The organism is Salinicola lusitanus (assembly GCF_003206045.1).
GTDB classification, from domain to species: Bacteria; Pseudomonadota; Gammaproteobacteria; order Pseudomonadales; family Halomonadaceae; genus Salinicola; species Salinicola lusitanus.
Map to the genome: position 1 here is coordinate 1 of NZ_PZJM01000015.1, position 15399 is coordinate 15399.

Sequence of the window (15399 nt, forward strand, 5' to 3'; positions counted from 1 at the left end):
CCGGCACCAACGACGTACCGGTCATCACGGGTGCCGACACCGGCTCGGTGATCGAGGACAGCAACGTCAATGTCTCGGGTAACCTGACGACCAACGGTGCCTTGACCGTCACCGACGCTGACTATGCCCAGAGTGCCTTCGTGCCAGGCAATGCCAGCGCTGCCGCCGGCACGCTGGGTAGTCTCGCCATTACCGCCGGGGGCAACTGGAGCTACAGCGTTGCCAATAGCGCCGTGCAGTATCTGAAAGCGGGTGAGAGCAAGGTCGAGAACTTCACCGTGACCACTCTCGATGGCACGGCGAAGACGATCTCGGTGACCATCGTGGGTACCAACGAGCTGCCAGAGGCGCGGGATGTCAGTGTCACCGGCACCGAAGACCCGTCACCACTCATCGCGGTCAACCTGTCGGGTACGGATGTGGATGGTTCGATCGCAAGCTTCCAGATCACCGCCCTGGGGGCCAACGGCAAGTTCTACAGCGATGCGGCAGGCACCCAGCTTCTGAATGCCGGCGCCAACGTCGCGGCTAGCAACAATGGGGCGACGGTCTACTTCAAGCCTGATGGCAACTGGTCGGGTACCACTTCGCTCAAGTACACGGCGACCGACAATCAGGGGGGCAAGGATGCGACGCCGGCGACAGCCTCGATCAATGTCACGGCGGTGGCGGATGCGCCCTCGCTGACGCTGAGCGGCAATAGCGCCAACGGCAGCGGGTTGCTCAAGGAGACCTTTGCCAATCTGTCGCTGGGTACCGACGGCAATGGCGTCAATCCTGCAACACTTCAGTCGACGATCGACGCTGCCGGCACGCCGGCGAGCAGCGGCAATACCACCAATGCCGTCAATAGCAACGTGGCCGCTGGCACCGGGACGCACCTCTCTGGCCTGATGTATCTGGAGGCGGGCAAGACCTACGCCTTCAGCGGGGTCGGCGATGACAGCATCCGTCTGCTGGTCGGCGGCAATGTGGTTGCTCAGGCCACCTGGGGTGGCTCCGCCGGTGCCTACTCAGGCTCGTTCAAGCCGAGCGTGAGCGGCTACTACACGCTGGACCTCTATCATCACAACCAGGCGGGCGCGGGCAACTACAGCCTCAATGTCGGCGTCAACGGTGGCACCGCAGTCCCGCTCAACACTGGCAACTACGTGCTGATGCAGGATGTCAGCGCGCTCGACGCCGCCAACGTCAACCACTCCGGGCTGCTTGGCGGCGACGGTAATGGCAACGGCTACTATCAGCTCTACGCCATGAACGAAGGCGATGAGGACTCGGTAATCCATCTGTCCAAGATCGCCGCGGCACTGACCGATACCGACGGTTCGGAGACGCTCGGCAGCGTCAGGTTGAGCGGTATTCCGGCAGGTGCCACCCTGAGCGATGGCAGTCACACCGTCGTCGGCAGCAGCGGGCAAACCAGCGTCGATCTAAGCGGTTGGAATCTCAACACGCTGACGCTCAAGCCGGCCGCCAACTACAACGGTACGATCAACCTGACCGCCGCGGTCACCTCGACCGAGGGCAGCAACGGCGACAGCGCGACGACCAGCGTGGCGATTCCGGTCACCGTGCATGCGGTCAACGATGCGCCGCTGGTCGCAGCCCAGGGCTACAGCGCCACCGTCTCGGAGGAGGGGCTGCCGGGCGGCGCGCCGGATACGCTGGGGACGTCCGATACCACGGATTCCGCGACCGCCAGCGGCCGCGTGATTGCCACCGATGTCGATGGCGACAAGTTGACTTATACGCTGACGGCGCCGACCACGGTGCTGAGCTCGGGTGGTGCGGCAATCACCTGGAGCGGCAGCGACGGCGGCACGCTGATCGGATCGGCCGGTGGCAAGGAGGTGATTCGCGCCACCATCGATGCCAATGGCCAGTATCAGGTTATCCTGAAGGCTGGCGTGGACCACCCCGGCAAGGGCGAGGACACCCTCGGTTTCAACCTCGGGGTCAAGGTCAGCGATGGCAGCCTGAGTGCCAATACCAGCATCGCCATCACCGTCGAAGACGACTCGCCGGTTACCCAGTCCCAGTCGATCAGCTTCGTGCAGGGGGCAATCAACACCAATGTACTCCTGATCGTTGATACCTCTGCCAGCATGAACGACAAGGTGACCGTTGGTGGCGTCGAGCAGACGCGTCTCCAGGTGCTGCAGCAGTCGATCAAGGAGATGTTGACGAAGTACGACGACATCGGGAACGTCAAGGTGGCGCTGGCGCCGTTCTCGGATCAGCTCGATAGCTCACCCAAGCAGTGGATGACGGTCTCCGATGCACTCAAGGCGGTGGATGCCCTGCAGGCCAATGGCGGCACCAACTATGACTACGCGCTGAGCAATGCCCAGACTGCCTGGAACGGCAGCGGCAAGCTGACCGGTGACGTGCAGAACGTCTCGTACTTCTTCTCCGATGGTGAGCCCACCTTGTCGAGCGCCTACCCGACGGCATCGCAGGCCAACCCGGGCAATACCGTGGACGTCAACCGGGGCGACGGTATCGATGCCAGCGAAGAGGCGGCCTGGAAGGCGTTTCTCGGCAAGAATGCGATCGACTCGCTGGCACTGGGGATCGGTGGTGACGTGAGTCAGACCTATCTCAACCCGGTAGCCTACGATGGCCGCACCGGCGATAACACCGATGCGGTGGTCATCACCAATCTCGATACGCTCTCCAGTGTCGTGAGCGGCACGGTGCAGATGCCGCTGCTGCAGGATGGCCTGTTGAGCGGTAGCGCGCATGGGTTGTCGTCACTCGGCGGGGATGGCGGCTACATCAAGAGCCTGGTGGTCGACGGCGTGACCTACACCTTCGACAAGAGCAGCGGCACTGTCTCTGCCTCGTCGAGCGGAGCCACCTACACCTATGACGGCAACTCGCACCAGCTTGGCATCACCACGGAGCTGGGCGGCAAGCTAGTCATGGACATGGACGACGGCAGCTACCGCTACACGGCCAAGCTGGGCAGCTTTGGCACCGACGCCATTCGCTACACCTTGAGCGACGCCGACGGTGACACCGCCAGCGGGGTGATGAACATCAACGTCAAGAATGGCGTCACCTCGGCGCATGACGACCACATCATCACCAATGTCCTGAGTCCGAGTCTGAGCGTTGGCGCCGACGTGCTGCTCGCCAATGACGCCATTGCGGCGGGTAGCACGGTGACCACCAACGGGCTGACGCTGACCACTGGCTGGAAGGATCGTGCATCCGATTTCACCGCAGCCAGCGTACAGACCCAGGACAAGCGCAGCGTCGACAGCTTCACTCTCGATCGCAGCAGCTTCTCTACCGCCGCCCAGGCGGCCAACACCGCGGCGACCGTGGTGCGTGGAACTCTGGCGGGTGGGAGTTTGTTGTTCGGATTCGGGAGCAGTGCCAACGATCTCATGACGCTGACCCTGCGTGCCGGCGAATCCCTGACCCTGGCGACCGGCGTCGCGGGCAGTGTGGCGCTGGCCTACAAGGGCGCTGGGGATAATGGCTTCACCGCGCTGCCCAACGGTGGCACCTTCACCAACTCGAGCAGCGGGGACAAGAGCTACACCGTTGCGGTCATGAACGTGAAGGACAGCGGCACCGGGCTCTTCGACGGCTATGGCCCGGAGACCTACGACCTGTCGATGAAGATCGGCTACGCCAACGCCGCCGACACGACCTCTACGCTGAGAACCGACTACACCCTCACCGATAGTCAGGGGAGCACCGACACGGCGTCGGTAACCGTCGACTACCAGCGCGGGCAGACATTGACCGGCAGCGACGGCGACGACACCCTGATGGCCAACGACAGCGGCACGACGCTCATTGGGGGCAAGGGCGACGACGTGCTGATCGGCGGCAAGGGCAATGACATCCTCACCGGAGGCGACGGTGACGACATCCTGCGCGGGGGCGAGGGCAACGATATCCTCAGCGGCGGTGCCGGTCGCGACATCTTGACCGGCGGCGCCGGCAACGACACGCTCGATGGCGGCGCTGGCGCCGACCGTCTCGAAGGTGGCAAGGGTAACGATATTCTGACGGGCGGTGACGGCAGCGATACCTTTGCCTGGATGCGCGGCGATCAGGGCGCCCCGAGCGCCCCGGCGGTCGATCGCATCACCGACTTCAAGGGCGGTGACGGCGGTGATCGGCTCGACCTCTCCGATATGCTCGACATCGGTAACTCGAGTCTTTCCAACGCCGACCTGGCCTCATTGGCGGCTCAGCAGCTGCACTTCGTCAAGGGCGAGGCCAGCGGTGCGCCGGGCACCGCCACCAGCGGCGGCTCGACGCTGGAGATCAAGACAGGTGGTCCGGAGGGTGCCGTGACGCAGAAGATCGTCTTCAGTAACGTCGACATGACAACGCTCGGCGGCTCGGATACCGAAATCATCAAGTCGCTGCTGGATCACGGCAACCTCAAGACGAATCTCGACGGCTGAGGATGGCCGCCGAATGACAGGAGACCACTGGTTTGGTTGATGAACCGACACCGCTTCGCCCGGATCCGGCCGGGGAGAAGGAGATCGACCCGCTACTGGGTGCGCTGGTCTTTCTCTCCCGCCATCACGGCACGCCGAAATCGGCCGATGTGATCAGTGACGGCTTGCCGCTGGACGACGGCAGGCTGACGCTGTCGCTGGTCCCGCGAGCGGCTCAGAAAGCGGGGCTCTCGGCCAAGCTGGTGAGTCAGCGCGCCGATCGCGTGGCCGATATCCTGTTGCCGTGCATCGTGATCCTGCAGGGGCGGCGTGCCGTGGTGATGCTGGCGCGCGATGCCCAGCGCCAGCAGGCGACGGTCTACCTGCCGGAAGCGGACGGCACCCAGACCGTCGACATGGCGTCGCTGATCGAACAGGCCACCGGCCAGGTGATCTACGCTCGTCGGGAACATCGTTTCGATGCGCGCGCGCCGGAGACGGTGAAGCTCGCCGAAGGGCACTGGTTCTGGTCGACGCTCAAGCTCTCGACACCGATCTATCGCGACGTTCTGATCGCCTCGCTACTGATCAACCTGTTCGCCCTGGCGGCACCGCTGTTCACCATGAACGTCTACGACAAGGTGGTGCCGAACCTGGCGTTCGATACGCTCTGGGTGCTGGCGACGGGCATGGCGATCGTGGTCGGTTTCGACCTGCTGATGCGCCAAGTCCGGTCGTGGTTTCTCGATACGGCGGGCAAGAAGTCGGAGGTACTGCTGTCGGCCAAGATCTTCGCCAAGGTGATGAATCTGAGGATGGAGGCGCGCCCGGTATCGGTGGGCGCCTTCGTCAAGCATCTGCAGGAGTTCGATTCCGTCCGCGATTTCTTTACCTCGATGACCATGACCACCCTGGTCGATCTGCCGTTCGCGATTCTGTTTCTGCTGGTGGTATGGATCGTTGGCGGTGCGCTGGTGTGGGTGCCCATCGTCGCGCTACTGATCCTGATCGGCTACAGCATCATCATCCAGTGGCCGCTGAAGCGCTCGATCGAGCTGGGTTCGCGCCTGGCGACGGAAAAGCACGCACGGCTGGTGGAGAGCGTGGCCGGACTGGAGAGCATCAAGCTCGCCAATGCCCAGGGCGAGACCCAACGCCGCTACGAGCGGGCCGTCGGGGAGATTGCCAAGTGGGGCGTCAAGAGCCGTAATCTCTCGACCTCGGTCTCGTCGCTGACCATGTCGGTCAATCAGCTCTCCACGGTGTGTCTGGTGGTGCTCGGGGTCTACCTGATCGGCAACGCCGAACTGTCGATGGGTGGGCTGATCGCGGCCGTGATGCTGACCGGCCGTGCCCTGCAGCCGTTGGCGCAGATGGCGCTGCTGATCACGCGGTTCGGTCAGACCCGCAGTGCGATGGCGGCGATCGACCAGATCATGCACCTGCCCGACGAGGTCGACGAGGCCAAGAACTACGTCCATCGCGACAAGCTCAACATGCGCATCGAGTTCGATCACGTCGGTTTTCGTTACGGCGAGCAGTCCCCGGAAGTGCTGACCGACGTCTCGTTCACCATCGAACCGGGAGAGCGGGTGGCGATCATCGGCCGCATGGGCGCCGGCAAGAGCACCGTCGAGCGGCTGATGAGCGGTCTCTATCGTTCGACCGCGGGCAGCGTGCGAATCGACGGGCTCGATATCAACCAGATCCATCCCGCAGACGTGCGCCGGCATATCGGGTTCGCCGGCCAGGACAGCTCGCTGTTCTTCGGCTCGGTTCGCGACAACATCATCCTCGGCCACCCCTACGCCAGTGACGAGGCGGTCCAGCGCGCGGCGGATATCGCTGGGGTGGGCGAGTTCACCCGACGCGATCCCGATGGCCTGGATCGCCAGATCGGCGAGGGAGGACGACTGCTTTCCAGCGGACAGCGCCAGACGGTGCTGCTGGCGCGAGCGATTCTGACCAATCCCTCCCTGCTGCTGCTGGACGAGCCCGGCTCGCACATGGATAACCGCGCGGAGGCAATGCTGCGCCGCACGTTGCGTGACCTGCCGCGAAGCCAGACCCTGGTGCTGGTGACGCACAAGAGTTCGATGCTGGAAGTGGCCGATCGGATCATCGTGCTGGATTCCGGTCGGGTGATCGCCGATGGGCCCAAGCCTACCGTTCTCAAGGCGCTCAACGAGGGTCGCGTCCAGGCCCCCGCGGAAACGAACTCCGCAATGCCCCAGGCCGACGGCCAGCAGGAGGTGCGCCATGGCCAGCGCGGATAATGTCGTCAAGTGGCCTCGGCCAAGCGCGCGCGAGCTCGAGCTGGCCGACGATGCCAGCGCCGCCACACTGCTGGCGACGCCGTGGCGATCGCGCATCATCATCTGGGTGCTGTTGGCCGCGCTCATCGCGTTCCTGGTGTGGGCAGGGCTGTCGAGCATCGAGGTGGTGACGCGTGGCGCCGGGCAGGTGGTTCCCTCTTCCCGGCTACAGACGATCCAGAACCTGGAAGGCGGCATCGTCCGCGAGATCTACGTCGACGAAGGCGACGTGGTCGACGCCGGCCAGCCGCTGGCGCGGATCGATCCGACGCGAGCGACCTCCGACCTGGCGGAACGCAACTCGACCCTGGCCGGCTTGCAGGCCTCCGTGGCGCAGTACCAGGCGGAACTTGCCTCGGTCACGGTATCGCCCGACGCCCCGGAGTGGCGGGATCAGGTCAGCGTGTCGGCCCAGAAGATTCCGCTGAGCGATGAGTTCGAGGTCACCAATCAGGATATCTACAGCGCCGCCTCCAGCGCCTACAGCGAGCGGATCAACGGCCTGCGTTCCCAGCTCGATCAGGCAGCCGCGCAGATTCAGCAGCGTCAGCAGGAACTTCAGGAGTTGCGGGCCAAGGCGGATTCGCTGTCGCGCAGCTATCAACTGTCACGCCAGCAGTTGGGTATTACCGCGCCGCTGGTGAAGGAGGGCATCGTCTCCCAGGTCGATCTGCTCAATCTGCAGCGTCAGGTCAACGACCAGCGCGGTGAGCTGGAGTCCGCGCAACTGTCGATCCCGGCCAAGCAGTCGGAGTTGCAGGAAGCGATCAGCAAGCGGCGGGACGTTGCCGCGCAGTTCCGTTCGCGAAGCGCCGACGCCCTGACCGAAGCGCGAAACAAGCTCGACAGTCTCCAGCAGGGCCGCGTCAGTCTTCAGGATCGGGTCGATCGCACTCTGATCACGTCGCCGGTTCGAGGCAGCGTGCAGTCGATCAACGTCAATACCATCGGCGGCGTGGTCGATCCCGGTGCCAGCCTGATGGAGATCGTGCCGATCGAGGACCAACTGCTGGTCCAGGCGAAGATCTCGCCGCGGGATGTGGGCTTCATTCGTGCCGGCCAGCCAGCCACGGTCAAGTTCTCGGCCTATGACTTCACCATCTACGGCGGCATGAAGGGGCAGGTCATGCGAATCAGCCCCGACACCGAAGAGGATGAAAAGGGCAATACGTTCTATGAGGTGACGGTGCGCACCGATAGCAATCATCTGGGCAAGAACGTCGACGACCTGGCGATCATTCCAGGCATGCAGGCTACGGTAGACATCATTACCGGCGAGCAGACCATTTTGCAGTACCTGCTGAAACCGATACTTCGGGCGCAGCAGGGCGCGATGCGTGAACGATGAGTGCGCTGCGAGACAAGAAACGGGGTGAGACAAGCGTGATGATGAAGAGATGGGTTCTGTCCGCCGGTATCGCGACATTAGCCGGCAGCGCTCAGGCGCAAACCTTGACCGAGGCCGTGACCCAGGCTGTCATGGAATATCCCAGTACGCGCACCGAGATGGCGCGCTATCAGCAGAACCTGGAGGATGCCAGGGCGCAGCGTGGCGCCTACCTTCCCTCCGTCGATCTGGAAGCGCGCGTCGGCTATGGCGAGAACGAGAGCGAGACCGACGGCATCTCGCAGTCCAGCGACCCCCACAGCTACCGGCGCGCCTATCTCACCCTGTCGCAGCTGATCTGGGACGGTAACACCACGATCGAGCGCATCCGCCAGGCGGATGCCGAGAGCGACTACCAGCGCTGGCAGGTCGCGGCGGCGGCCAATCAGGTAGGCCTGGTCACGGTTCAGAGCTATCTCGACGTGTTGCGGTCGCAGCGCCTGCTGGAGCTGGCGCAACGCAACGTCGACACTCACCAGCGCATCGCGGCCGATATCCGGCGCCGTGAGGAGTTGGGGGCCGGCACGGCTACCGATACCAGTCAGGTCGAGGGCCGCCTTGCCCAGGCCCAGGCAAGTCTGATCGCCGCGCGCAACAACCTGGACGACGCCGTTTCCGCCTTCATCCGCTATGTCGGCGAATCGCCCAAGAACCTGACCTTGCCGGAGGATGTCGACATGCACGGCGTGCCCGGCGATTTCGACGCCGCCATGGCCATGGCCACGGCCAACAATCCGCTGGTCATTTCCGCTTCCCATTCGATCGCCGCTGCCCAGCACGAGGTCGCCGCCGAACGTGGCAATTTCCTGCCCACCTTCCGCGCCGAGGCGAGCCGACAGGCCAGCCGCGATTACGATTACGAAGGCAGTGACGCGGATGACTGGAGTGCCGACCTGGTGATGTCTTGGAATCTCTATCGCGGCGGTATCGACGTCGCCGAGATGCGCTCCCGGGAGGAGTCGCTGCGTGCGGTGCGCTATGACAGCGATCGCTCCCTGCGCGAGATCCGCGACGAGCTGCGGCTGGCCTGGAATGCGCGCGACTACGTCACCAGCCAGTTGCCGTTCCTGCAACGTCATGTCGAGGCCAGCGAACAGACCCGCGTCAACTATCGCAAGCAGTTCGACATCGGTCGCCGCACGCTGCTCGACATGCTCGACAGCGAGACCGAGCTCTATGATGCCCAGCAGGCCCAGGTCCAGGCGACGTTCGCGCTACGTCAGGCCAATTACCGATTGCTTTCCGCGACCGGGCAACTGCTGGACACGCTCCAGGTGGACACTGCCATGATCGGGGACGCCGGTGATCGTTACCCCGGGGTGAACCCTGACAACGACCGCCCAAGGGGCTGACGAGGAGAGCTCCATGAGCCTGTTTCGACGTTCGATCGCCATCATGGTCGGCCTGCTGTTCCTGTTCTCGGCCGGTATCTTCGCGATCGAAGTGCACCAGACCCGAGCGTCGCTGGCCGAGCGCCAGCAAGCCGACGTCGACAATCTCGCCCAGGCGTTGAGCCTGTCCCTGGTGCCATTCGTCGAGATCGGCGACTGGACCAGTGCCGAAACACTCATGCGAGCGGCGGCCGATGGGGGATCGGTGCGCCGGCTCCGTCTCGAAGCCGTGGGAAGGGAAGAGCCTTTGGTGATCGACTCGCGGCGCGATAGCGACACGCCCCAATGGTTCCAGCGTCTGGTGGTGCTGCCCGATGCGGTCAGCGAGCGCGAGATCAGTGGCGGCTGGTCGGCGCTCGGCAGCATCCGGGTCGAGTCGGAACGAGCTGGCGCCTACGATCAGCTCTGGTACCTGGCGCTGCAGCTACTGACCTGGCTGGCGATCGGCATGCTGGTAGTGGTGGTGCTCTGCGTGATCGGTATCAAACGGCTGCTGGGCCCGCTCAATCGCCTCTCGCGGCGCATCTCCGACATGCAGATCGACGGTTTCGACGAAGCGCTGGAACCCAGCCGTATCCGCGAACTTCAGGGGATTACCGAGTCGGTGAATCGGCTGGGCGCCAGACTCAACCAGCAGTTCGAACAGCAGGCGGAGCAGGTCGTCCGTCTGCAGCGCCTGACCGAGCAGGACGCGGTATCGCAATTGGGCAACCGGGCCTATCTGGCGCGGGCGCTCGACGAGTGGCTGGCGGCGCCGGTGGGAGGCGCTCTGGCGATTCTGCGCATCGATCATCTGCAGGAGCTCTACCGGCGTGACGGTTTCGAGGCTCGGGACCAGGCGATCCGCAGCCTGGGCAGTCATCTCAAGGGGGCGCAACTGGAGGGCCGTGCCGTTCTGGCTGCCCGGCTCTCCGCCGAGGAGTTCGCGTTGATTCTCCCGGATTGCGACGACGAGACGCGGGAGCGATGGCTCAAGGATACCCTGGACCGTCTCGACGATGTCGTCGATGCCAATCCACTGGTCGAGACCCGTTTCGAACATACGCGGGCCGGCCTGGTGTTGAAAGAGCCAGGCATGACTCGCGAAGGCGTGCTGGCCAGGGCGGATAGCGCACTGCGCGAGGCGATCGAACTGCGCCAGCGCTGGGTCGTGGTGCGTCCTGAAAATACCTTGGCGGCGCGGGGACGGCAGGAGTGGCGCCAGGTCATCGATCGGGCGCTGGAGACGCGCAGTCTCAGCTTCGTCGCACAGCCGGTATTGCGGATCGACGGCAGCGAGTTGCACCGTGAGGTGTTCGTGCGTCTCGACGAAGAGGGCACGCAGCATCCGGCTTATACCTTCCTCCCTGTCATCAACCATTTTCAGTTGGGGGCGAAGCTCGATCGCGCGGTCCTGGAGAGCCTGGGAGAGAACGTGGCGCGCTTCGAGGGCAGGCTGGCCATCAATCTGACGGCGGACTCGCTGGCGGAACCGGCGCGTTACCGCGAGTTGATCGGCTGGCTCGAGTCTCATCCGCGCGTCACCGAGCGGCTCGATCTGGAGGTCAGCGAGGAGATCGCGCTCGATCATCTCGATGTCGTGCAGCAGTTGTTTCGCAGCGCGCATCGCCTCGGCGCCCGCTGCGGTGTCGACCGCTTCGCGAGAAACCTTCAGGCGATGGCCTATCTGGCCAGGCTGCGTCCCGACTACGTCAAGATCGACCAGGGCTTCTTCGTCCGCGAAGAGGTGGATACCGAGTTCCTGAGAAGCCTCTGCATGGCGGCTCATCAGGTCGAGTCGCAAGTGATCGTGACGCGGGTCGAGTCGGACGAGCAGCGGCAACGGGTGGAGGCGGTCGGCGCCGATGGTTATCAGGGCTATCTGGCCCCGATCTCCCCGTTGGCATTGAAGTGACACCGGGGGCATCGATTGGCCGGCCGGACCTGAGCCGATGGTGACGAGCGTCGTTCGAGGGGGCATCGGCCACTGGGTGATGCCGCTGCTGGGTCTGCTTTGCCTGCTGGGCATGTTCCAGTTCGGGCCCGTGGCCCAGGCCCTGCCGAAGCTGCCGCCGCGACAGGAGGTGGTCTCGATCTATGGCCAGGCGGGATGGCAGCGCATCCAGCAGTGGCAGGTGCTTATCGATCGGCTTCAGGGCCGCTCGGTAAACATGCAACTGGCCGGGGTCAACGACTTCTTCAACCAGTTGCGCTTCGTCGACGATATCGAGGTCTGGCACGTGGAGGATTACTGGGCCACGCCCTTCGAGTTTCTCGGGGTCGGCGCGGGGGATTGCGAAGATTTCGCCATGGCCAAGTACCTGACGCTGCGCGAGCTCGGCGTGCCGGACAATCAATTGCGCCTGCACTACGTCAAGTACATTCCCTACGACCAGTTCCATATGGTCGTGACCTGGGCACCGGATGCGACGACGCCACCGGTGGTGCTGGACAACATCGACAAGCGGATCGAGCCGGCTTCCCATCGAAACGACCTGCTGCCGATCTACAGCTTCAACGGCAGCCATCTCTGGATCAGCAAACTGGGTGGAGGCGGGCGTGAAGTCGGTGAATCCAGCCGGCTGAGTCTGTGGCAGAACTGGCAGCAGCGGCTGGATGACGGCACGCTGCGGAACCCGCGGCGATGATGCCATCGTCGGTATCGGGTGTGAATTTCGAGGGAGACGAACGGATGAAGGCAAAGGCGACGAATCTCAACCCGTGGGTGAATGCGAGAACCGCAGTGCGACCGCAGGCATGGCTCGTGTCGATACCCATGATGCTATGGCTGGCGGCTTGCGCCTCGAACACGACGAATCACGACGTCGTCGTCGACCGGCCGACGGCCCAGGGGCTCAGTCAGATCAGTGCCGACAATGTCTTCGATACCGTCGATAGCGATGGAGATGGTTCGTTGCTGCCACTGGATGTCGAACGACTGGGGCTGGGTGGCGACTGGCACACCCTGGATGCGGATGGGAATGGCGCAATTTCACGCCAGGAGTTCCGGGATCAGTTCGCGTCGCCGCTGATCCAGGCGACCCTGCGGCTTCCTGGTGACGCCGAACCGATGCAGCCGCTGGTCTCCAGCGACTTCCTGCTGCCTCCCGAGCCACCGGCCCAGCGCTACGTACCCGCGCCGATCGAGACGGCGCCACCCGCGAGCATGACGGTACCGACCGATGCGCCGCTGGTGATTCCGGTACTGATCGACGATCAGGAAGCCGCCGCGATCGACCACGCCGCCAGCGAAGCGACCACGTCTGACAGCGAGGACGCAGCGGCACCGGTCAACTGAACGACAGACGGGAAGGTGGCGTCAAATCTCATGTATGACCGAATCAGGAGGTGGTTCAAGACCATGTTCTCAACGACCCCCATCGAGCGCTCCGCCGAAGCTCAGGCTGCCGTCGACCGCGCCTGCCGGGACTTGGCGCTCTATCACTTCATGAGCTGCCCGTTCTGCCAGCGCGTGCGCCATCAGATCCAGCGTCTGGCGCTGCCCATCGAACTGCGCGACATCCAGCGGGATCCGGAGCGCCGCCAGGAGCTTATGGCGGGCGGAGGCCGCACCATGGTGCCGTGCCTGCGCATCGAGCAGGAAAATGGCGAAGTCGAGTGGATGTATGAGTCCGTCGATATCAATCGCTACCTTGCGGATCGGTTCGAGACGCGTTGATCCAGACGGAAAACGGCGGTGACGCCGGGTGGCGTGTTTTCGTAGAATGCCGGTTCCCATTGATCAAGATTCAGGAGTGATGTCATGGCACAGGCCAGCGCCCGCCATATTCTCGTCGACAGCGAACAGCAGTGTCTCGAACTCAAGCAGCAGATCGAAGCCGGCAGCGACTTTGCCGAAGTGGCCCGCCAGCACTCCACCTGCCCCTCCGGTCGTCAGGGTGGTGAACTCGGCACCTTCGGGCGTGGCCAGATGGTCAAGGAGTTCGATGAGGTCGTCTTCAATGGCGCGGTCAACGAAGTCCACGGACCGGTCAAGACCCAGTTTGGCTATCACCTGCTGGAAGTGACCTCGCGCACCTGATCGCTTTCGCCCGGTTTTCCAGCGAGCCGCCTGTTGCCGGGCGGCTCTCGCCGCTCCATGGCGCTCTTTCGTCTCCATTTCCGCGCTCCCGCACCGATCCTCCCGGCATGATCGCCTTTCGCCGCAAGTCCTCTCGGTAAGAACAAATCTTTACCAATCTCCCGTTTCCACTTCCCTGCGACGAACTACTCTGAAGTCACGTTCGCCGTTCCCGATCTCTTCGCATCGAAAACGACGGCGGGCGGATAAGGATATCCACGGATAACGAGGTAGCTCCCATGACGACGCATTCGAAGTCGGACAAGACGGAAGGCAAGGTCGACAAGGCAGCCGGCAAGGTGAAGGAAGCTGCTGGCAAGATGACCAAGGATCGCGAACTCGAAGGTAAGGGCAAAGCCCAGCAGGCCAAAGGGGACGCCAAGTCCGCCAAAGGCAATCTGAAGGACGCCACCAAACCACGCCACTAGTCAACACTGAATCTCGGTACACCGAGTCTATCGGGCGTTGAGTGCCCCGCTAGGACTCTTCACGCAGCGGCCCCGTTGGAAAACGGGGCCGCTGTCGTTTGGAGAGGATGGCAGAGGCTGTCGCTCAGGCCTTGCCCCGCCGGTTGTACACTTCCAGGTCCAGCTCTTTTTCGCTTTTGCCGACCAGGGTCGTGACCATCAGGTCGCCGGCCACGTTGACACTGGTCCGTGCCATGTCGAGGATTCTGTCCACACCCGCGACGACCCCGATCGCCTCCAGCGGCAGGCCGATCTGCGCCAGCACGATCGAGAGCATGATCAATCCGGCCCCGGGCACGCCAGCCGTCCCGATGGAGGCCAGCGTGCCGGTGAGCACGATCATGCCGTAGTCCATCATCGAGAGGTCGGCCCCGACCAGCTGCGCCACGAATAGCGCCGCGACCCCCTGGTAGATCGCGGTGCCATCCATGTTGATGGTCGCGCCTACCGGCAGCACGAAGCTGGAGACGCCTTCCGAAACGCCCAGGTTCTTCTGTGCGCAGCGAATCGAGACCGGCAGGGTGCCGGACGAGGAGGCGGACGAGAAAGACACTACCAGGGCGTCGATGATCCCCTGCAGATAGCGCACCGGATTGAGGCGACCGATCAGACTCAGTAGACCGGTGTAGACGACCAGTACGTGAACGAGGCAGGCGAGATAGACCACGCCGATCACCTTGGCCAGTGGCAGCAGCACATCCAGCCCGTACTGTCCGGAGACGTTGGCCATCAGGCCGAAGACGCCGAAGGGGGCGAACGCCATGACGATGGCGGTGAGCTTGTACATCGCCTCGGCGAAGCTCTCGAAGACCCGCACGACGGGCTCGCCCTTTTCGCCGATCAGCATCAGCGAGATGCCCAGGCCGATGGCGAAGACGATGATCTGCAGGATGTTGCCCTCGATCATTGCCTGCAGCGGATTCGACGGCACCAGGCCGACCACGATGTCGACCAGCGAGGGCGCTTCGCCCGCCTGCTGCGGCGCGCTCATCGAGGCATCGGCGCCGGCACCCGGCTGAAAGATCGTTGCCGCAACCAGGCCGATGACGATGGCAAAGGCGGTGGTGACCAGATAGAGCGCTATCGTGCGAGCGCCGACACGCCCCATCTTCTGGGGATCCCTCATGCCGGTGATGCCGACCACCAGTGTCGAGAAGACCAGCGGCACGATCAGCATCTTGATGCCGTTGATGAAGATATCGCCGAGGGGCTTGAACAGGCTGGCCTGTTCGCCCATCACCGCACCGGCAAGAACACCCAGCACCAGGCCGGCGATGATCTTCTGCCACAGGGGAATACGTCGCCACAGATTGGGACGGGAGGATGCTGCTGTCATTCGCGGGCTCCTTGCGCAGGCCAGATTGCCG

Annotated in this window: 11 protein-coding genes; 10 read left to right on the top strand and 1 reads right to left on the bottom strand. The window is 63.7% G+C overall.

The annotated features are described in order from the left end of the window. From DOM45_RS18215 to DOM45_RS18260, 10 genes are all read left to right on the top strand, one after another. The coding region (locus DOM45_RS18215; RefSeq protein WP_157958471.1) for a VCBS domain-containing protein at positions 1-4433 on the top strand (4433 nt) is incomplete at its 5' end. Between the two features lie 32 nt (positions 4434-4465). After that, positions 4466-6688 carry a type I secretion system permease/ATPase gene (locus DOM45_RS18220; RefSeq protein ID WP_205909504.1) on the top strand — a complete coding sequence of 741 codons (2223 nt, stop codon included), beginning with the start codon at positions 4466-4468 and terminating at the stop codon, positions 6686-6688. Continuing rightward, positions 6672-8075: an HlyD family type I secretion periplasmic adaptor subunit gene (locus tag DOM45_RS18225; RefSeq protein WP_110602888.1), complete on the top strand. Its 1404-nt coding sequence runs from the start codon at positions 6672-6674 to the stop codon at positions 8073-8075. The genes DOM45_RS18220 and DOM45_RS18225 overlap by 17 nt, the downstream gene beginning before the upstream one ends. A 38-nt stretch (positions 8076-8113) precedes the next feature. Continuing rightward, positions 8114-9466, top strand: coding sequence for a TolC family outer membrane protein (locus DOM45_RS18230; protein WP_157958472.1), 1353 nt, complete (start codon positions 8114-8116; stop codon positions 9464-9466). A gap of 13 nt (positions 9467-9479) precedes the next feature. Further along, positions 9480-11399: an EAL domain-containing protein gene (locus DOM45_RS18235; RefSeq protein ID WP_110602892.1), complete on the top strand. Its 1920-nt coding sequence runs from the start codon at positions 9480-9482 to the stop codon at positions 11397-11399. A gap of 37 nt (positions 11400-11436) precedes the next feature. Next, positions 11437-12132: a transglutaminase-like cysteine peptidase gene (locus DOM45_RS18240; RefSeq protein WP_240612463.1), complete on the top strand. Its 696-nt coding sequence runs from the start codon at positions 11437-11439 to the stop codon at positions 12130-12132. A gap of 116 nt (positions 12133-12248) precedes the next feature. Beyond that, positions 12249-12782: an EF-hand domain-containing protein gene (locus DOM45_RS18245; RefSeq protein ID WP_157958473.1), complete on the top strand. Its 534-nt coding sequence runs from the start codon at positions 12249-12251 to the stop codon at positions 12780-12782. A gap of 63 nt (positions 12783-12845) precedes the next feature. After that, positions 12846-13163 carry a glutaredoxin family protein gene (locus DOM45_RS18250; protein ID WP_205909505.1) on the top strand — a complete coding sequence of 106 codons (318 nt, stop codon included), beginning with the start codon at positions 12846-12848 and terminating at the stop codon, positions 13161-13163. A gap of 84 nt (positions 13164-13247) precedes the next feature. Continuing rightward, on the top strand, positions 13248-13526 hold the full coding sequence (locus tag DOM45_RS18255; protein WP_110602898.1) for a peptidylprolyl isomerase: 279 nt from the start codon (positions 13248-13250) through the stop codon (positions 13524-13526). A gap of 278 nt (positions 13527-13804) precedes the next feature. Beyond that, positions 13805-13993, top strand: coding sequence for a CsbD family protein (locus DOM45_RS18260; RefSeq protein WP_110602900.1), 189 nt, complete (start codon positions 13805-13807; stop codon positions 13991-13993). Between the two features lie 124 nt (positions 13994-14117). Here the strand turns inward: DOM45_RS18260 and DOM45_RS18265 are convergent, their stop codons facing one another. Further along, positions 14118-15368 carry a dicarboxylate/amino acid:cation symporter gene (locus DOM45_RS18265; RefSeq protein ID WP_110602902.1) on the bottom strand — a complete coding sequence of 417 codons (1251 nt, stop codon included), beginning with the start codon at positions 15366-15368 and terminating at the stop codon, positions 14118-14120. Positions 15369-15399: the final 31 nt, after the last annotated feature.